Below are 17,611 nucleotides of genomic sequence, written 5' to 3' on the forward strand. Positions count from 1 at the left end.
GCACTAAATCAAGCCGCGGGTCAGGGCCTTGAGCGTTGCAGCGGGGCGCGAGTGTGCCCCAAGCTTTTCGAAAATCGTGTCCACGTGGGTCCGCACACTGGCCGGGCTGATCTTCATCGCCCGCGCCGCCTCGCGGCTGGTCTCGCCGAGGCTGATGTGGCGCAGCACCTCCACCTCACGCGAGGACAGCAGCGCATCGTGCACCGGCCTGGCACGCCCCGGCTTCGGGGCCATCGCCCGCGCCGCATCGAGCACGGCGGCCACCGCCTGGCGGTCGAAGCGTCCGGCGCCGGCCTGCGCCACCAGCAGGGTCCCGGCGGCGGCATCGCCATGGGCAGGCCGCCAGGGCCGCGGCGAGGTCATCGCGGTGTAGGCCGCGGCCACCGCCAGCACCCGTTCCTGCGGTCCGATCGCCTCGCCTCGCGCCTTGCGGAAGTAGCCGCTGCCGTCCATGCGCTCGTAGACGAAGGAGGCGAGGGTCGCATCCTGCGCGATGGCCGGCACCTGGGCGCCGGCGCGCGCGGTCCAGAACGGCACCTTGCGCACCTGGTCCCACTCGAGGTCACTCAATTTGGCCGGCCGCTGCCACACGCTGTTCGGGACCGCCACCCGGCCGATGCCGTGCAGCAGGGCGGCGCGTACCAGCGGCTTTTCCTCGAGGGCGATCAGGCCGGCGCCTACCGCGCTGCGCTTGGCCAGCTCCGCCACGCGGCGCGAGTAGCCGGCCAGCCAGGGCAGCTTCAGCTCGATCACGTCGGCGACGATGGTGAGCGGCACGCGGCGGTCGTGGCCTTCGTAGTCGGCCGCGCAGGACGGCTCGCCCAGCGCATCGATCCATTCCTGCGCATGCGGCGCCAGGCGTTCGACCAGGGTCGCCGGATACTTCACGCCGGCGCGCTCGCCGATCAGGCGCATCGCGCCCTCGGTGCCGTGGGCCGGCGCCAGCACTTCGAGGTCACCGGCCAGGCGCACGTAGTAGACGGCGCGCGGGATGTTGGGTGCGAACAGCGCATCCTGCATGTCGCCGCGATGGTGGCTGCCGAACAGCTGGCGCAGCGCTTCCTCGACGTCGCCCGGCAGACCGAGCAGCCGGGCGATGTCGCCCGCGACCTCGCACTGCATCTGGGCCAGCGGCAGCACGTTCGGCAGGGTCAGGTTGGGATTGCCGGACAGGGTACGGGTTACCATGGCGTGCCGGCCGAGCACGTCGTCGCCGAGCAGGCTGGCAAAGCCGGCGGCGGTGGCCGTGCTGCCCGACCAGCGAAGCAGCCCGACCAGGCGGGTGCTGGTGCAGGCATCCGCGGCATCGCCGTTTTCTTCCGCCAGGCGTGCGGCCAGGCGCGCCGTGCGGACCGAGTGATCCGGCGGCAGGCCCATGCTCAGGTCGCCGACCATGGCCAGCACCTGCACGGCATCTTCCACGCTGATGGTTTCGTCGAGTTGCATGGCCATAATGTACCGGCCAACAGGAGAGTGAACAAGGAGCACGCAATGAAGCAGCGCATCAGACGCTATCGGGACGCCGACCGCAAGGCGGTGCTGGCAGCCTTCCGCAGCAATGTCCCCGACCATTTTCCGGCCTCCGAGGAAGCCTGGCTGCGCTCGGCCCTCGACGAACCGGACGGTCCCTTCTTCGTCGTGGTCGAGGGAGACCAGGTGGTGGCCTTCGGCGGCTACGAGCTGTCAAGCTTCTACAACCTGGGCACGCTGGTGTTCGGCCTGGTGCGAGCGGATCGCCACGGCAGCGGCATCGGCCGCGCCTTGCTGCGTTACCGCCTGCTGCACATGGCCGGCCGCAAGCAGCGTCCGCGTTACGTCACGGTCGATACGCACCCGCACACGGCCGGCTTCTTTCAACGCTGCGGCTTCGAGGAGATCGCGCGCTGGCCGGGCGGCTACCGTTCGGGGCGGGACCGGGTCGACTTGCGCTTCGAGCTGACTGACGCGGCCATCGAAAAGCTGCGCGCCTAGTCCCCGCTCACCACGATCTGGCTGCGCAGATCGCGGCTGATGCGTTCCAGCGCCGGCTGCATGGCGCGGTAATCGGCCGGCGTACAGGTGGCACGGCCGTGGCGGAAGGTCAGGCGGCGCTTCACTACGACGTCCTTGCCGCGCCGCGCATAGCTGGCCCGATAATAGATGCCGCCATCCATCAGCTTTACCGGCTTCGGCAGCGCCAGGATGCGCACGCCTTTCGGGAAGCGGAAGCCCGTCTCGTCCTCGTGGTCGAGGGCGGGGCAGACGAAGTCCTGGCGCCGTTCGCTTTCCTGGCCCAGGCTGGACACGGCCTCCGCCAGTCCGCCCCAGAAATCGTAGGTCGTGGCCAGGGCGCTCGGCCCGGGCAGGTCGAGGAAGCCGTCGCTGGTGCCGGAAAAGGACAGCCTGACCTCGTCGCCATCGGCCGCGCCGGCCTTTCCGCCATCGCCGGGCAGGGCATCGAACACGCCGCGGCTCTTTCTTCCTAAACCCTGCAGCATGCGCTGAGCAAAGGCTTCGCGCTCGGCCTGGCGCGCATCGCGCAATGCGGTGCGGTAGGGTTCGGCGATCGCGCCCACGGCTGTCTTGCTGAGCCTGAAGCTGCTACGGCCATCGCGGCGGATGTCGAACCAGGTCGTGCTGCGGTTGCGCTCCGGCTGCAGGATGGGCGTCATCGCAAAGCCGCCTGTTTTGAGCAGCAGCACCGGCTTGCCGAGGATGCCGGCAGGAAGATAGCCGGCGCCCATCGCTTCGGCGGTCGGATCGAGGTAGAGGCCGAGGCTGGGCACATAAGTGATCATGTGGTTGAACACACCCAGCGTCGGCGCCGCCGGCAGGCGGTAGGCGTTGCCGCTGTTGACCAGCGCGCCCGTACTGTCGATGCCGGCCGCCGCCAGCAAGGCTTCCAGCAGGCCGGCGTGGTCCTTGCAGTCGCCGTAGCGGTTCTCGAGCACGGTGGCGGCCGGGTGCGCCACCACGCCGCCCGGGCCCACGTACACGCCGACGTAGCGGATGTTGTGCCTGACCCAGTCCGACAGCGCCAGCGCGCGCGCGCGCGCGTCCGGCAGCCCGGCCGTCAGCTGGCGCGCCAGCGCCGCGATGGCCGGCGAGGGCTGCGTCCTGCCGGCGGCGCCCGAGCGGAAGGCGCGGGCGAAGGCCGCGTAGTCGGCAAAGGTCGATACCGCCAGCCGCTTGCCGTAGTCCAGGTAGCTGACCGAGCCGGCCTCCAGGCGCTCGTTGTCGCCGTTCACGTAGCGCCATTGATAGCGCCGGCGCCCCGGCGGACTGTCGCTTGGCACCGCCGCGAAGCCGGCGGCGTCCGCGTACAGAGGCATCGACGCCGGCATGTCGTAGACCAGCAGGTAATTCTTGCTGGCGTAGAAGGGCGCGGACGACAGGTCCTCGAAATGGCCGGGGAACAGCGTCGCCTTGCGCCGCAGCGTGTAGCGCAGCACCAGCTGGTCGCCCACCGCCGCTTCGGGAAACACCACCACTTTCAGGCGCGTGTCTTCGAACATCGGCGCCTCGCCGGGCGCGGCCGCGGCTTCCTGCTGGTCCTGCACCTGGCCCGGCTGCACCGGCACGCGCCGCCCGTCCGGCTTTTGCGTGTACGCATCGAGCGCCAGGATCTCGTCCAGGGTGCGGTTGTAGCTGATCGCGTACTGGCCGTGGCTGCGCAGCGCGCGTTGCTGGACGATGGTCCGGGCGAGGTCGACGTCGAGCCGGTAGCTGCCGTCGGGTTCGACCACGTAGTGCTGGATGAAGCGGTCGATCGTCAGCGCCGGATCGGTGCCGGTGTCGCGCGCCGGTGCCGGTCCGCACAGGAACAGCAAGCACATAAATAGCATGGCGCAATATCGACAAGGCATGAAGACTCCGGGCGCATGGGGCGCAAACGCGACCGGACCATGTTACGCAGGCTCATGCTTCAACCCTTGAGCACGCACAAGCGCGCCTGTGCCTACCTTACTCGTAGCGCAAGGCGTCGATCGGATCCAGCCGTGCGGCCTGGCTGGCCGGCACCACCCCGAACACCACGCCCACGCTGCCCGAAAACAGCACCGACAGCGCCACCGCCCACCACGGCACCACGGCCGGCGGGAAATCGGGAATCATGGCGGCGATCCCCACGCCGAGGCCGTAGCCGATCGCCAGCCCCAGCAGGCCGCCCAGCAGCGACAGGGTCACCGCCTCGATCAGGAACTGCAGCAGGATGTCGCGGCTGCGCGCGCCGATCGCCTTGCAGATGCCGATCTCGCGGGTCCGCTCCTTGACCGACACCAGCATGATGTTCATGATGCCGATCCCGCCCACCAGCAGGGCGATGCCGACCACGCCGCTCATCACCAGGGTCACCGTCGCACTGAGCTTGTCGAAGCTCTTCGCGATCTGGTCCGCCGATTCGATCTCGAAGTCGTCGCGTTCGTCGGGTTTCAGGCGGTGCGCCTGGCGCATCACGGCGCGGATGCGGCTGCGCGTTTCGTCCAGCCGGGCCAGGTCGCGCACGGCCACCGTGATCGCCAGGTAGGGGCGGGTGTTATTGCCGATCAGGCTCTGCCCGGTCTTGAACGGGATGATCATGTAGTTGTCCTGGGACATGCCGAAGACCTCGCCGCGCTTTTCCATCACGCCGATGACCTTGAACCACTCGTTCCCGTACAGGATGAACTGCCCGACCGGATTCTCGGGCAGGTGCAGGTCGTGGATCAGCTTTTCGCCGATCACGGCCACGCGCCGCGCGCCAGCGTTGTCGGAGTCGCTGATGAAGCGTCCCAGGCGGGCAAAGCGCTGGTTCACCTCCTGGTAGCTGGCCGAGGTGGCGAACACCTGGGCGGTGGCCGTCATGCCCGTGAAGCGCACCTCGGACTGGCCGGGGACGAAGAAGGGGCTCAGCTCGCGGATGCCGTCGACCCGCAGGCGCAGCTGCTCGACGTCCTCGACGCGCAGGTAGTTGATCTTGCCGCGCATGCGGTCCTTGAACTCGTTGCGCGCCTGGATCGTCAGGCCGTTGCCGCCCAGTCCCTCGAACTGGTCGCTGACGCTTTTCGACAGGCCCTGGATCAGCGAGATCACGGTGATGACCGACGCCACCCCGATGACGATGCCGAGCGAGGTCAGGAAACTGCGCAGCCGGTGCGCGCGGATCGATGCCAGCGCCGAGCGCACGGCTTCCAGGAACAGGTTCATGCCGCACGCTCCGCCACGCGGGTATCCGACATGACGCGGCCGTCGCGCAGGCGCACCACGCGCTGGCACTGCTCCGCGATTTCCGGTTCGTGGGTGACGATGACGACCGTCTGGCCGCCTGCGTGCAGCTCGCGGATCAGGGCCATGATGTCGAGGCTGGTGGCCGAATCGAGGTTGCCGGTCGGTTCGTCGGCCAGCAGGATGGACGGGTTGCCCACCAGCGCGCGCGCGATCGCGACCCGCTGGCGCTGGCCGCCGGACAGTTCATTGGGACGGTGGTGCATGCGCGCGCCCAGGCCGACGCGCTCCAGCGCCTGCGCGGCCAGCGCCAGGCGTTCGCGCAGCGGGATGCCGCGGTAGATCAGCGGCTGGGCCACGTTGTCGACCGCGCTCGCGCGCGGTAGCAGGTGGAAGCTCTGGAAGATGAAGCCGATTTCCTGGTTGCGCACGCGCGCCAGGTCATCGCCGGACATCGTGGCCACGGCGCGGCCATTGAGCCAGTACTCGCCGCTGCTCGGGCGGTCCAGGCAGCCGACGATATTCATCATGGTCGACTTGCCGGAACCGGACGCCCCGATGAAGGCCACCATCTCGTTGCGTTCGATACCCAGGTCGATGCCCTGCAGCGCGTGGACCGTCTGGTCGCCCATCCGGTATTCCTTGGTGATGCCCTGCAGGCGGATCATCGCTGCGCGACCTTCGCGTCCGCAGCCTTGACGTCCGCCTTCTTGGCGCTGACCTGGTCGCCGTCGTGCAGCTCGCGCAGCAGGCGTGCCGGGCCGACCGCGATGGTCTGGCCGGGCGCCAGCCCCTTGGTCACTTCCTGGTTGGCGTCGTCGGACAGGCCCAGTTCGACGTTCGTCTTCTTCGCCTTGCCGTCCTGGATCACGAACACATAGTTCGTGTTCCTGACGTGGTCCTTCTCCTTCGCGCCGGCGACTTCTTCGTTCATCACCGCCTGGATCGGCACCGCGGGACGGGCAGCGCTGCCGCCGACCACGATCTCGACGCGGCAGGTCATGCCCGAGCGCAGCGCCAGCTTCGGTTCGTCGAGGTGCAGCTTGACCACGTAGTTGCGGCCCTGGCTTTGTGCGCCGGGCATGGCGCTCTTCGGCGCCATCGCCACGCTCTCCACCTTGCCGGTGAGCGGCTGGTCGGGGTAGGCAGACGGGAACACCTTGGCCTGCTGGCCGACGGCCACGCGCGCGATGTCGGCTTCGTCCACGTTGACTTCGGCCATGATCGAGCCGACGTCGGCGATCGTCATCAGCGAGGAGCCGGCGATGCCGGTGGCGCTGGCGACGGCGGTCTCGCCGATCTTGATCGGGACCGCGGTCACGGTGCCGTCGATCGGCGCCCGCACCTCGGTCTTGGCCAGGTGCTCGCGCGACTGCGACAGCTGGGCGCTGGCCTGCTCGAGGGTCTCGCGGCTGGCGCGCAGGTCGACCTTGGCGACGTCGACCTGGTGCACGGCGTCGTCGTACTTCGAGATGTCGATGTACTTGGCCTTGTACAGCTGGCCGGTGCGCTCCAGGCTGCGCTGCTGGTTTGCCAGGTTGATCTGGGCGCGCTCGATGGCGATCGCGGCGTTGCGGCGGCTGGCTTCCTGCTGCGCCACCTCGGCCAGGTAGACGGTCGGATCGAGTTTCAGCAGGATCTGCCCGCGCTTCACCTGGTCGCCTTCCTTGACCAGCACCCCGGCCACCTTGCCGATGACCTCGGCCGACAGTTGCACCTCCTGGCGGAACACCAGGTTGCCGGTGGCGAGGATGGACGGGTGGATCTCCAGCTTCTGCACGGTCGCCAGCTCGGCCTCGCGGCTCGGCTTGCTGCTGCCGAATTTGACCGCCACCGGGACGGCAATGACGGCGGCTGCGACGGCCGCACCGATCAGTTTCTTGCGCATGGCTTATCCGAAGAAGGCGATTTTCGCGGCCCACAGGCCGTAGACGATCGCGTAGGGCAGCAGGGCGACCGTCACGCAGGTCGCGGTCGAACGGCCGGTCCAGACTTTCAGGCCGAGCACGGCCAGGGCGATGCTCCAGAACATCGTCAGGTCGATGCTGCCGACCAGGCTGGCCCAGGGGTTACCAATCGGCAGGTGGAACACCAGGAAATTGAGCGAAGCCATGTTCAGGTCTTCGGGCGCCAGGCGGCCGTGCGAGGTCACGATCTGCAGCGCGGACAGCGGAATCGTCAGCAGGCGCGGCACGCTGGTCCACACCGCGAAGCCGAACCATTTGCCGAAGCCGATCTGGGCGTCGATGACCTTGCTCGCGATCAGGTAGTACAGGGCCGACAGCAGGAGCGCCACCAAGGTGCCGACCACGGCACCGATGCTCGAGCTCACCAGCATCGAGGTCGGCGTCATGAATTTTTCCATCGCCGCCCGCACCTCCGGCGTGGCCTTGGGCTGCGACGCCACCAGGTGCTCGACGAACCAGGCGAAGTCGAGGGTCGAGATCCACCAGTAGAGGATCGCCATGGACAGCACGATCAGGATCAGCAGGGGAAGCCAGGCGCTGGTCTTGCCCTTCAAGCGGGCAAAGGTCGGCGTGGGATCCATCATGACGTTACCGATATCGAACAGCGCTTGCGTGGCCATAGTGCCTCCTTGACGAGTGGTAACCGAGTGTATGCGAGATCTTTGCGCCAAAAACTCACCTATTGTCACAATGCAATTTGAGTGGAGGGAAGCGCAGCACGGCAAGGCCTGCGATAATTTCGCCCATGAGCGCCTTAACCTTCCACGCCGGGCCGCTGGCCCTGGCTCAGATCCGCGCGCATGGCTTGCGCGCACGCGACATCGCCGTCGTGCCGGCCGCCGCCGGCGGTCCCAAGGGACTGATCTTCCGCTCGCTCGACCAGTGGGTGTTCGGCGAGTGGTTTCCCACCGCGCCGCGCGAGCGCACCCTGATCGGCTCCTCGATCGGCGCCTGGCGCATGGCCGCCGCCTGCCAGAAGGATCCGGTCAAGGCCTTCGAGCGTTTGGGCGAGCTCTACAGCGGCCAGCGCTACACCAGCACCAAACCGTCGCAGGAACAGATCGACGAGGTGGTGCAGGGTCTCTTGAAAGAATTCGTGCGCGGCCACGAGGACGACATCGTCAACCACCCACAGCACCGCCTGCACTTGCTGACGGTGCGCGGCAAGCGTCTTCTTTCCGCCCCCGGCCACCGCTATGCGGAAATGAAGGGATTCGCCGCGGCGGCCCTGCACAACCTGGCCTCGCGCGACCGCCTGGCGCACCTGATGGACCGCGTGGTGATCGGCGACGTGCGCAGTGCCGCGTCCTGGCTGCGCGAGCGCTTCGACAGCTTCGCCACGCACTTCTCGCCGCTCACGGGCGAGAACCTGGCGTCCGGCCTGCTGGCCTCCGGTACGCTGCCCATGCTGATGAAGCCGGTGCGCGACATCGCCGGGGCGCCGCCGGGCCATTACTGGGACGGCGGCATCATCGACTACAACCTGGCCCTGCCGTATGCCCGCCTGGCCGAGCAGGAGCAGGGCGCGCTCGTGTTCTACCCGCACTTCAGCGAACACATCGTGCCGGGCTGGCTGGACAAGGCGCTGCCCTGGCGCCGCGCCGCACGCGGGCCGAACCGTAGCTGGCTGGACAATGTGCTGATCGTTGCGCCGAGTGCTGAATTTTTGGGCAAGTTGCCGCGTGGGAAACTAATCGATCGTAGCGATTTCAAGTTCTACGGACTGAACCACGAGGCGCGGATTCTTGCCTGGAAGCAGGCGATGGATGAGGGCGGGCGCCTGCGGGACGAGTTTGCGGCGTTTGTGAACAAGCCCGATCTGTCGCGCATTCGTCCGCTTTGAGCGAGCATTTGCAGTCTTTGGCGGCGAGCAGAGGTACAATATGGGGTTTCGTAAATTCGATCACTGAAAGCTTCCCATGAGTCTCAAATGCGGCATCGTCGGCCTGCCCAACGTCGGCAAGTCCACCCTGTTCAACGCCCTGACCAAGGCCGGCATCCCGGCTGAAAACTATCCGTTCTGCACCATCGAGCCGAACGTCGGCGTGGTCGAGGTGCCGGATCCGCGCATGCAGGCGCTGGCAGACATCGTCAAGCCCGAGCGCATGGTCAATGCCATCGTCGAATTCGTCGACATCGCCGGCCTGGTGGCGGGCGCCTCGAAGGGCGAGGGCCTGGGCAACCAGTTCCTGTCGCACATCCGCGAGACCGACGCCATCGTCAACGTGGTGCGCTGCTTCGAAGACGACAACGTGATCCACGTGGCCGGCAAGGTCAGCCCGCTGGACGACATCGAAGTGATCCAGACCGAACTGGCGCTGGCCGACATGGGCGCCGTCGAAAAGGCGATCCATCGCGAGAACAAGAAGGCGCGCTCGGGCGACAAGGATGCGGCCAAGCTGGTTGCCATCTGCGAGCGCCTGATGCCGCACCTGAACGAAGGCAAGCCGGTGCGTACCGCCGGCCTCGACGCCGACGAGATGGCCATGATCAAGACCCTGTGCCTGATCACCGCCAAGCCGGCGATGTTCGTTGCCAACGTGTCCGACACCGGCTTCAAGGACAACCCGCTGCTGGACCAGCTGACCGAATACGCGAAAGCGCAGAATGCGCCGATCGTGGCGATCAGCGCCGCCATCGAAGCGGAAATCGCCGATCTGGACGACGCCGACAAGGCCGCCTTCCTGTCCGACATGGGCATGGAAGAGCCGGGCCTGGACCGCCTGATCCGCGCCGCCTACAAGCTGCTCGGCCTGCAAACCTACTTCACCGCCGGCGTGAAGGAAGTGCGCGCCTGGACCATCCATGTCGGCGACACCGCCCCGCAGGCGGCCGGCGTGATTCACACCGATTTCGAGCGCGGCTTCATCCGTGCGCAGACGATTGCCTATGAGGACTACATCGCGCTGAAGGGCGAGGCTGGTGCGAAGGAAGCGGGCAAGATGCGGGCTGAGGGTAAGGAATATGTGGTCAAGGATGGGGATGTGCTGAACTTCCTGTTCAACGTCTGATCCTGCGGCTCCAATAAGAAAGCCCCGTGCGCCTGTTGGCGCCGGGGCTTTTTTCATGGGATTGTGGCCTGCGCCTCGACCCAGGCCACAATCCCTTTGACGCTGCGGAAATCCGCCACCGAACGGCAGGCAATGTCCGGATGTCGCTCGCGCAGCATCTTCGACAGCGCATTGCCGGGACCGAGCTCGAGCGCCACGTCGATGCGCGCCTCGAAGATAGCGTCCAGGCAGTCGGTCCAGTGGATGGTGCTGGCGGTCTGCCGGGCCAGCAGGTCCGCGGCCTGGGCACCGTCGCTGACCGTGCTTGCGCTCACGCCCGCCAGCAAGGGCAAAGCAGGCGCGCGTGCGTGGCCCTGCAGCAGGCTGCGTAGCGGATCGACCGCATCGGCAAGGAGGCCGGTATGCGAAGCGATATTGATGGGCAGGGGCTTGCAGCCGGCGCCGGTGTGCGCTGCGAGTGCCGCCACCCGCTCGAGATCGGCGCGCAGGCCGCCGGCGATCAGCGCGCCGGGCGTATCGATGGCCGCTTCGCAGCCGGCTTGCGTCACGAGTTCCAGCGCAGCCTGTGCAGCGATGCCGGACACTGCAGCCAGGCCCTGCTCGCCGCTGCGCTCCGCAGCCTCGCTCATGATCGCCGCCCGTTGCGAGGCGATAGCCACCGCCCGGTCTAGCGGCAGCGCACCGGCAATCGCGTAAGCGCTGATCTCGCCGACGCTGTAGCCGGTCACCAGCGCAGGCCGCGGCAGACGATCGGCCAGCATGGACCAGGCCATCAGCGTGGCGGCGACCACCAGCGGCTGCGCGCTGCGGTTGTCGAACATGACCGAAGGGTGGGCGAGCAGTTCCGGCAGTGCAGCCTGCGACACCGGACCATTGGCCGAGCGCAGCCAGGCCTGGACGCGATCCATCGCCGCCGGATCGGACGCCGCCAGGTCGAACATGGCCGGGCTCTGGGAACCCTGTCCGGGGCAGAGGATGGCCAGGCGCATCGTCATGACGAGGTATCCAGCGAATGCACGAAGCAGGTCGCCGCCAGCAGGTCGGCCGCGCCGCCCGGCGACAGGCGATGCGCGACGAAGACGCGGTGTGCGGCCACAGCATCGTGTTCCCAGCTGGCCGCCGCGGTGCCGCCGCGTTCCAGGAAACGCAGTGAGGTCTCGCGCACGATGCGCGCCCCGTCCGCGCCGCCGCGGTGATAGACATTGGTGTCGGACAGCTCCGCCATCAGCGTGAACAGCGTGTCGATGCGCGCGCAGCGCAGGCCGCGGCCAGAAGCCAGCGTCCGGCGCAGCACAGGCAAGGCCAATTCGAAAATGGCGGGAAACCCAGCCGCCGCCTGCTCGCGTGCGCCGGGCGCTGCGTGACGTGCGCGGGCCAGCGCACCGTTTGATGCGGCCGCTCCACGATGCTGAGACAGCGCCGAACCCCAGCGGTCCACCAGCGTTGCGCGCAGCATGTCTGGCTGCCAGGAGACAGCGCGCCCGGCCGCCGCACACAGCATCCCCAGCGAAAAGATGGCGCCGCGATGCGTGTTGATACCCCCGGTCGCCGCCAGCATGCGCCGCTCCGCTTCGATGCCGAGCTCGCGCAGTACAGGGAATTCAGCACCCTGCGCACCGGCCAGCGCGATATCGAGAAAATAGCGCCGCAGCGAGAACAGGCTGCGGACAAAGGTCGCGGCATCCATGTCGTCGTGGCTGCCGGTATCGACCAGCGAGACCAGTCCCGGCTTGGGATACAGCGCCAGTTCCTGGTACAGGCTGCGCACCGCAAGCCGTGCAATCAGAACGCCGGCGGTATCGGCAGCGGCATCGACGCGTTCCAGGAAGCAGGCCTCAGCCATGCCAGCCTCCATCCACGCCAAACTGGCCGAGCAACTCGTCGCGCCGCTTCAGGCAAACCGCGTCCAGGTGCTTGGCCAGCACGCGTTCGGCGCCGCCGTGGGCGTCCGTTCCCAGCCACTCCTTCCAGGACACCGCGTGCCCGAAGGGGAATTCGATCTCGCCATCCAGCGGCAGGCTTTGTGCATGGCGCGCCAGCAGCGCCAGGCCGGCCTCGAGCTGGGCGCCGTTCAGGGGGCGCAGCAGGAGGTCGACGTCGGAGCTGGCGCCAAGATAGGCCTTGCCGGTCAGGGTCTGCATCGCGAGCGAGCCGAACACGCGGCAGTCGACGCCCGCGGCGCGCAAGGCGATGCCCAGGCTGGCCAGGCCAGGCTGCCAGGCGGCCGGCGCTTCCGCCTGGTCCAGCGCCAGCGCCGGCCGCGCCTCCGCAACCTGGCTGCGCTCGGCGGTGAAACCGAGCCTGATTTTCTGGCCGCTGTGTGCGTCCGGCGGCGCCGGAATGCCCAGGCAGAGCAGGGTGGGCGGCGTGCCCGGTTCGCTGCGTCGCACCACGGCCGGCAGGCCGCGCGTGTGCCACTCGAGGGCGAGCTCGCGCGGGCTGCCTTCGAGGCCGTGCAGCGCAGTGTCCCAGCCCTGCGGCGTCAGCCAGACCAGGTCATGCCGCCTGTACATCGGACCCCGTGCGTACTGCCGCCGCAACCGGCAGCGCCAGCTTGCGGCCGCCGCGTTCCAGTCCCAGCGCCGCGCGGCGGTCTTCCGGCTGCGCTTCATGCAGCGCCTGCGCCATGGCGGCAGCCAGGTCGCCGTACCAGATCGCGGCCACGCCACCCATGCGCAGGTAGTTTTCCGGACCCGGCGCGAATACGGGATTGTCCACCGCCAGCGCTTCCAGCCTTTCGAGCGGCACCTTGGTGATGCGCGCCATCGCCGGCAGGCCCATCACGCGGATGGTGGCGTCGGGCAGCGCATAGCAGGCGTCCGCCATCAGGCCGCTGGTGATGAAACCGCCCGACAAGGCCTGGTCGTACACCAGCCCGACGATGCGGTGGCCGCGCCGGCGCGCCAGTTCGATGCACTTGCCCAGGTGGGCCATGTAGCTGTTGATGCCCAACATTTCGTCGCGCCGGCGCAGGCGCTGGCCGACGGTGTCGACCAGGATCACGATCGCCCGTCCCGGGTGATTGCGCACGGTGTCGAGGATGGCAGTGGCCTGCGCCAGCGCGATCTCGACGCCGATCGGCGTGTGTTCGGTGGTGCCGATGATGGCGACGGTTTGCCCGCCCACCTGCGCTTCGCCGCTCAGGAAGTTGTCGCGTTCGGCGATGCGATGGCCCTGCGGGAACAGGGCGTCCGCCACGGTCTGCCAGTTCATGCTGCTGCTCCTTCACGGTGGCCGTCGGCCAGTTCGCGGAATGCGTCGGTCTCCAGCAGGGGCACGCTGTGCGGGTCGTCGATGCCGAGCGCTTCCCAGATTTCGAGCGGATCCTCGAGGCCGCCGAAGCGCTCGATGCGGTTCGCCAGCATGCGCTGCTCTGCTTCCAGCGCCTCCAGCGTCAGCTCGGTGCCGCTGCCGTTACCACTGCTGCGCGCCGCATCGGCCAATGCCAGCGCAGCGGAACGGAAGCTTGCAATATCGTCGGCCACGATGGCTTGCGCATCGCCCAGCAGGTAGCGGTGCTTGCCGCCGGTGACACGCCAGACCAGGGCGCGGTCGCGGGCGTCGAATTCTTCCACGCCACCGGCGGTCTCGATCACTTCCGGCCCGGACATCGCCAGCCGGCTTTCTTCGGAGATGACGACGCCGTTGGTGCAGCGGGCCACGATGCCCATGCCGCCGAAGCAGCCGTTCGAGCCGCCCACCAGCGAGATCACCGGGATGCCGGCGGCGCGCACGTCCATCACCGCGCGCATCACTTCCGACACGGCGATCAGGCCGGCATTCGCTTCGTGCAGGCGCACGCCGCCGGTTTCCAGCAGCAGCAGCACTGCGTCGGCTTTCTCGTCGACCGCGCGCTTCAGCATGCCGACCAGCTTGGCGCCATGCACCTCGCCGACCGCGCCGCCCATGAAGCCGCCCTCCTGGGCGGCGATGAAGACCCGGCGCCCGTGCATCGTTCCGCGGCCGACCGCGACGCCGTCGTCGAAGGAGACCGGGGCATCCAGCTGGGGCAGGTGAGGACTGGTGACGCGCTTTTGCGGCGGCAGGAATTCGTCGAAGCTGCCCGGGTCCAGCATGCCGGCGATGCGCTGGCGCGCGGTGGCTTCCTGGTAGCTGCTCATGAGACCCCTCCGGTGATCGATTCGGCCGCCTGGTCGAGCCGCAGGCTGACCACCGCCGGGGTCGCGCCCATGTCGTTGATGGCCACGTGGACGTCGGCCAACTGCCAGCGCAGGTGGAAGTCGCGCACCACCGCTTCCCAGATCGGGCCGAAGCCGTGGGCGGCGGTGCTGATCTCGACTTCGCAGGCGCCGTTCAATGGGCGCTGTTCGATCAGCACTTCCAGATTGCCGGAACCGACCACGCCCACCAGGCGCGCGCCGTCCAGGCGGCGCTGGCCGCCACTGAAATTGAATCGTAGGGTTTCCATGATTACCAGTTCCTGAACTGTTTGGGCGGCTTGTACAGACCGTGCGAAGCGCGCACCAGGTCCTTCATGTTCCTGGCCGCCAGCAGGTCGCGCGTGGCGAGCCGCTTGTCGATGCCGAGGTCTTCGGGGCGCTTGACGATGCCGCGGTCGCGCAGGTTTTCCACCATGCGGGCGTCGCGCGCCAGGCCCACCGGGGTGTAGCCGGCAACGCCGCGGATCGCCTGCTCGCGTTCTTCTTCGGTGCGGCACAGCAGCAGGTTGGCGATGCCTTCTTCCGTCAGGATGTGGGTGACGTCGTCGCCGTAGATCATCACCGGCGGAATCGCCATCTTCGCCTGCTCGGCCAGCTGCCAGGCGTCCAGTGTCTCCACGAAGGCCGGCTGCATGTGCTCGCGGAAGGTCTCGACCATCTGCACCACCAGCTTGCGGCCGCGCGGGATGGCGTTGGTGCCGCGGCGCGCTTCCTCGCCGGCTTTCAGCCATGCTGCGCTGGCATGGCGGCGGCCGCGCGCATCCGCGCCCATGTTGGGGGCGCCGCCGAAGCCGGAGATGCGGCCCAGCGTGGCGGTGGACGAGTTGCCCTGCAAGTCGATCTGCAGGGTCGAGCCGATGAACATGTCGCAGGCGTAGTGACCGGCCACCTGGCTGAAGGCGCGGTTGCTGCGCATGCTGCCGTCCGGGCCCGTGAAGAACACGTCGGGACGCGCGCGGACGTAATCTTCCATGCCGAGCTCGGAGCCGAAGGAGTGCACGGTCTCGACGAAGCCGGCTTCGATGGCCGGGATCAGCGCAGGGTGCGGGTTCAGCGCCCAGTTGCGGCCGATCTTGCCCTTCAGGCCCAGCGAGGCCGCATAGGTCGGCAGCAGCAGTTCGATGGCGGCGGTGTCGAAGCCGATGCCGTGGTTCAGGCGCTCGACCTGGTACTCGCCGTAAATGCCCTTGATGGCCATCATCGCCATCAGCACCTGGATTTCCGAGATCAAGGCCGGGTCGCGCGTAAACAGCGGCTCGATGTAGTGCGGCGTCGGCGCCGCCACCGCGAAGTCGACCCAGTCGGCAGGAATGTCGATACGCGGCAGCTCGTCGACGATCTCGTTCACCTGCGCGATCACGATGCCGCTTTTGAATGCCGTGGCTTCGACGATGGCCGGCGTGTCCTCGGTGTTCGGGCCCGTGTACAGATTGCCGTGGCGGTCCGCGGCCTGCGCCGCCACCAGCGCCACCTGCGGCGTCAGGTCGATGAAGTAGCGGCCGAACAGCTCCAGGTAGGTGTGGATCGCGCCGATATTCAGCTTGCCGGCGGAGACCAGTTTCGCCAGGCGTCCTGCCTGCGGTCCGGAGAAGGAAAAGTCCAGCTTTGCGGCGATGCCCTTGTCGAACACGTCCAGGTGCTCGGGCAGGGCCAGCACCGACTGCAGCATGTGCAGGTTGTTGACCCGGCCGGCGTCCAGCGAAGCCAGGGTCCTGGCCAGGAAATCGGCCTGCTTCTGGTTGTTCCCTTCCAGGCAAACGCGGTCGCCGCACTCGATCACCTGGTGCATCAGCTCCGCTGCCTGCGCGGTATCGACGATCTTGCCTTGCAAGCCGGCGCCGAGCCTTTCGCGGGCCCGTTGCAGGCGCCCCTCGCGGTTGGCGCGCTGCCGGTCCCAGCTTCGTTCATTCGCAGCCATCTAGCGCGCTCCCATGATCATGTCGGGCAGCGCGGTCGAGATCTGCGGGAACACGCACAGCAGGATCACGGCCACGAACATCAGCACCACGAAAGGCATCACGCCCCAGATCACGTCGGACAGCGGGATGTCCGGGGCGATGTTCTTGATGACGAAGATGTTCAGTCCCACCGGCGGGTGGATCAGGCCCATTTCCATCACGATGGTCATCACCACGCCGAACCAGATCAGGTCGAAGCCGGCTTCGCGCAGCGGCGGCAGGATGATGGGCGCGGTCATCAGGATGATCGACACCGGCGGCAGGAAGAAGCCGAACACGATCACCATCAGCAGGATCACCGAGAGCAGCACCCACTTCGACAGATGCAGCCCGACTACCCACTGCGCCGCCGACTGGCTGATGTGCAGGTAGCTCATCACGTAGGAGTAGAGCAGGGACATGCCGATGATCATGAGGAGCATGGTCGACTCCTTGATCGTCGAGCTCAGGATCGGCCCGAGTTCCTTCGGCCGCCAGATGCCGTAGACGACGGCCATCAGCACGATCGCCAGCAGCGCGCCCAGGCCCGCGGTTTCCGAAGGCGTGGCATAGCCGCCGTAGAGCGCGATCATCACGCCGGTCAGCAGGACCAGGAAAGGCAGCACGCGCGGCAGCATCTCGACCTTCTCCGCCAGCGTGTAGTTGTGCGTGTCCAGGTAGGCCGACTTCTCGCCGCCACGCTGGTAGAGTTCATGCGCCAGGCGGTATTCCTTGCGCGCCCGGTACACGGCATAGCCGGCGAACAGCAGCACCAGCATCAGGCCGGGGCCGATACCGGCCAGGAACAGGCGGCCCAGCGACTGCTCGGCGGCCACCGCGTACAGGATCATCGTGATCGAGGGCGGCAGCAGGATGCCGAGCGTGCCGCCGGCGGCGATGATGCCGGCCGCGAAGCCGGGCGAATAGCCGCGCTTGCGCATCTCGGGGATACCGGCCGAGCCGATCGCCGAGCAGGTGGCCGGCGAGGAACCGGCCATCGCGGCGAACAGCGCGCAGGCGAACACGTTGGCGATGCCCAGGCCGCCCGGCACCTTGTTCAGCCAGGCGTGGATGGCCGAGTACAGGTCGCGCCCGGCCGGGGACTTGCCGATCGCCGCTCCCTTCATGATGAAGAGCGGGATCGACAGCAGGGTGATCGAGGCCATCTCTTCGTACACGTTCTGGGTGATCGTGTCGAGCGAGGAGGCCGGCATGAAGAAGTACATGAACGCGGTGGCGACCATGCCCAATGCGAAGGCGATCGGCATGCCCGAAAACATGACGACGAGCGTGGCGGCGGCGTAGCCGACGCCGAGAGAAAGAGCGCTCATGAT

General features: G+C 67.7%; 17 protein-coding genes. 3 read left to right on the plus strand and 14 right to left on the minus strand.

Annotated features, from left to right (window positions below; translation table 11 throughout):
• Nucleotides 1-3: 3 nt before the first annotated feature.
• A complete protein-coding gene (locus AC07PE_RS23985) occupies nucleotides 4-1,446 on the minus strand; it encodes an HD domain-containing phosphohydrolase (protein ID WP_498769221.1) in 1,443 nt (480 codons plus the stop codon).
• 45 nt (nucleotides 1,447-1,491) lie between these two features.
• On the opposite strand from AC07PE_RS23985, the gene AC07PE_RS23990 reads away from it, so the two are divergent.
• Nucleotides 1,492-1,971, plus strand: a complete 480-nt coding sequence (locus AC07PE_RS23990; protein WP_498769223.1) for a GNAT family N-acetyltransferase — start codon at nucleotides 1,492-1,494, stop codon at nucleotides 1,969-1,971.
• On the opposite strand, the gene AC07PE_RS23995 is transcribed toward AC07PE_RS23990, so the two are convergent.
• From AC07PE_RS23995 to AC07PE_RS24015, 5 genes are all read right to left on the minus strand, one after another.
• Nucleotides 1,968-3,815 (minus strand): DUF3857 domain-containing transglutaminase family protein, encoded by a 1,848-nt coding sequence (locus AC07PE_RS23995; RefSeq protein WP_498769225.1) that lies wholly within the window; start codon nucleotides 3,813-3,815, stop codon nucleotides 1,968-1,970. The genes AC07PE_RS23990 and AC07PE_RS23995 overlap by 4 nt on opposite strands.
• 127 nt (nucleotides 3,816-3,942) lie before the next feature.
• Nucleotides 3,943-5,163 carry an ABC transporter permease gene (locus AC07PE_RS24000; protein ID WP_498769227.1) on the minus strand — a complete coding sequence of 407 codons (1,221 nt, stop codon included), beginning with the start codon at nucleotides 5,161-5,163 and terminating at the stop codon, nucleotides 3,943-3,945.
• Nucleotides 5,160-5,849, minus strand: a complete 690-nt coding sequence (locus AC07PE_RS24005) for an ABC transporter ATP-binding protein (RefSeq protein ID WP_498769229.1) — start codon at nucleotides 5,847-5,849, stop codon at nucleotides 5,160-5,162. The genes AC07PE_RS24000 and AC07PE_RS24005 overlap by 4 nt, the downstream gene beginning before the upstream one ends.
• A complete protein-coding gene (locus tag AC07PE_RS24010) occupies nucleotides 5,846-7,069 on the minus strand; it encodes an efflux RND transporter periplasmic adaptor subunit (protein ID WP_498769231.1) in 1,224 nt (407 codons plus the stop codon). Before AC07PE_RS24010 ends, AC07PE_RS24005 begins: the two co-directional genes overlap by 4 nt.
• Nucleotides 7,070-7,072: 3 nt before the next feature.
• Nucleotides 7,073-7,768: a YIP1 family protein gene (locus tag AC07PE_RS24015; protein ID WP_498769233.1), complete on the minus strand. Its 696-nt coding sequence runs from the start codon at nucleotides 7,766-7,768 to the stop codon at nucleotides 7,073-7,075.
• 125 nt (nucleotides 7,769-7,893) lie between these two features.
• Here AC07PE_RS24015 and AC07PE_RS24020 point away from each other — a divergent pair, with 125 nt between their 5' ends.
• Together AC07PE_RS24020 and ychF are read left to right on the plus strand one after the other, a co-directional pair.
• Entirely contained in the window at nucleotides 7,894-8,991 is a 1,098-nt protein-coding gene (locus AC07PE_RS24020) for a patatin-like phospholipase family protein (RefSeq protein WP_498769235.1), read from the plus strand.
• Between the two features lie 76 nt (nucleotides 8,992-9,067).
• Complete coding sequence (ychF, locus tag AC07PE_RS24025) at nucleotides 9,068-10,159, plus strand: redox-regulated ATPase YchF (RefSeq protein ID WP_498769238.1); 1,092 nt, start codon at nucleotides 9,068-9,070, stop codon at nucleotides 10,157-10,159.
• Between the two features lie 53 nt (nucleotides 10,160-10,212).
• On the opposite strand, the gene AC07PE_RS24030 is transcribed toward ychF, so the two are convergent.
• From AC07PE_RS24030 to AC07PE_RS24065, 8 genes are read right to left on the minus strand one after another with little or no spacing between them, the layout of a single operon-like run.
• Nucleotides 10,213-11,154 (minus strand): ACP S-malonyltransferase, encoded by a 942-nt coding sequence (locus AC07PE_RS24030; RefSeq protein ID WP_498769240.1) that lies wholly within the window; start codon nucleotides 11,152-11,154, stop codon nucleotides 10,213-10,215.
• The gene (mdcB, locus tag AC07PE_RS24035; protein WP_498769242.1) at nucleotides 11,151-12,002 is read right to left on the minus strand and encodes a triphosphoribosyl-dephospho-CoA synthase MdcB; all 852 of its coding nucleotides are present in this window, start codon (nucleotides 12,000-12,002) and stop codon (nucleotides 11,151-11,153) included. The genes AC07PE_RS24030 and mdcB overlap by 4 nt, the downstream gene beginning before the upstream one ends.
• Nucleotides 11,995-12,672, minus strand: coding sequence for a malonate decarboxylase holo-[acyl-carrier-protein] synthase (gene mdcG, locus AC07PE_RS24040; RefSeq protein WP_498769244.1), 678 nt, complete (start codon nucleotides 12,670-12,672; stop codon nucleotides 11,995-11,997). The genes mdcB and mdcG overlap by 8 nt, the downstream gene beginning before the upstream one ends.
• Entirely contained in the window at nucleotides 12,656-13,372 is a 717-nt protein-coding gene (mdcE, locus tag AC07PE_RS24045) for a biotin-independent malonate decarboxylase subunit gamma (RefSeq protein WP_498769246.1), read from the minus strand. Before mdcE ends, mdcG begins: the two co-directional genes overlap by 17 nt.
• Nucleotides 13,369-14,280 carry a biotin-independent malonate decarboxylase subunit beta gene (locus tag AC07PE_RS24050; RefSeq protein ID WP_498769248.1) on the minus strand — a complete coding sequence of 304 codons (912 nt, stop codon included), beginning with the start codon at nucleotides 14,278-14,280 and terminating at the stop codon, nucleotides 13,369-13,371. The genes mdcE and AC07PE_RS24050 overlap by 4 nt, the downstream gene beginning before the upstream one ends.
• Complete coding sequence (gene mdcC, locus AC07PE_RS24055) at nucleotides 14,277-14,588, minus strand: malonate decarboxylase acyl carrier protein (protein ID WP_498769250.1); 312 nt, start codon at nucleotides 14,586-14,588, stop codon at nucleotides 14,277-14,279. Before mdcC ends, AC07PE_RS24050 begins: the two co-directional genes overlap by 4 nt.
• A gap of 2 nt (nucleotides 14,589-14,590) precedes the next feature.
• Nucleotides 14,591-16,258, minus strand: coding sequence for a malonate decarboxylase subunit alpha (mdcA, locus tag AC07PE_RS24060; protein ID WP_498769252.1), 1,668 nt, complete (start codon nucleotides 16,256-16,258; stop codon nucleotides 14,591-14,593).
• Complete coding sequence (locus tag AC07PE_RS24065; RefSeq protein WP_498769254.1) at nucleotides 16,259-17,608, minus strand: TRAP transporter large permease; 1,350 nt, start codon at nucleotides 17,606-17,608, stop codon at nucleotides 16,259-16,261.
• Nucleotides 17,609-17,611 lie beyond the last annotated feature (3 nt).

The organism is Telluria sp. GW821-FHT07G12, from assembly GCF_059418525.1.

Bases quoted from the DNA above. Each gene is read 5' to 3' on its own strand.
- AC07PE_RS23985 (WP_498769221.1), bottom strand. From the start codon at position 1,446: ATGCAACTCGACGAAACCATCAGCGTGGAAGATGCCGTGCAGGTGCTG.
- AC07PE_RS23990 (WP_498769223.1), top strand. From the start codon at position 1,492: ATGAAGCAGCGCATCAGACGCTATCGGGACGCCGACCGCAAGGCGGTG.
- AC07PE_RS23995 (WP_498769225.1), bottom strand. From the start codon at position 3,815: ATGTGCTTGCTGTTCCTGTGCGGACCGGCACCGGCGCGCGACACCGGC.
- AC07PE_RS24000 (WP_498769227.1), bottom strand. From the start codon at position 5,163: ATGAACCTGTTCCTGGAAGCCGTGCGCTCGGCGCTGGCATCGATCCGC.
- AC07PE_RS24005 (WP_498769229.1), bottom strand. From the start codon at position 5,849: ATGATCCGCCTGCAGGGCATCACCAAGGAATACCGGATGGGCGACCAG.
- AC07PE_RS24010 (WP_498769231.1), bottom strand. From the start codon at position 7,069: ATGCGCAAGAAACTGATCGGTGCGGCCGTCGCAGCCGCCGTCATTGCC.
- AC07PE_RS24015 (WP_498769233.1), bottom strand. From the start codon at position 7,768: ATGGCCACGCAAGCGCTGTTCGATATCGGTAACGTCATGATGGATCCC.
- AC07PE_RS24020 (WP_498769235.1), top strand. From the start codon at position 7,894: ATGAGCGCCTTAACCTTCCACGCCGGGCCGCTGGCCCTGGCTCAGATC.
- ychF (WP_498769238.1), top strand. From the start codon at position 9,068: ATGAGTCTCAAATGCGGCATCGTCGGCCTGCCCAACGTCGGCAAGTCC.
- AC07PE_RS24030 (WP_498769240.1), bottom strand. From the start codon at position 11,154: ATGACGATGCGCCTGGCCATCCTCTGCCCCGGACAGGGTTCCCAGAGC.
- mdcB (WP_498769242.1), bottom strand. From the start codon at position 12,002: ATGGCTGAGGCCTGCTTCCTGGAACGCGTCGATGCCGCTGCCGATACC.
- mdcG (WP_498769244.1), bottom strand. From the start codon at position 12,672: ATGTACAGGCGGCATGACCTGGTCTGGCTGACGCCGCAGGGCTGGGAC.
- mdcE (WP_498769246.1), bottom strand. From the start codon at position 13,372: ATGAACTGGCAGACCGTGGCGGACGCCCTGTTCCCGCAGGGCCATCGC.
- AC07PE_RS24050 (WP_498769248.1), bottom strand. From the start codon at position 14,280: ATGAGCAGCTACCAGGAAGCCACCGCGCGCCAGCGCATCGCCGGCATG.
- mdcC (WP_498769250.1), bottom strand. From the start codon at position 14,588: ATGGAAACCCTACGATTCAATTTCAGTGGCGGCCAGCGCCGCCTGGAC.
- mdcA (WP_498769252.1), bottom strand. From the start codon at position 16,258: ATGGCTGCGAATGAACGAAGCTGGGACCGGCAGCGCGCCAACCGCGAG.
- AC07PE_RS24065 (WP_498769254.1), bottom strand. From the start codon at position 17,608: ATGAGCGCTCTTTCTCTCGGCGTCGGCTACGCCGCCGCCACGCTCGTC.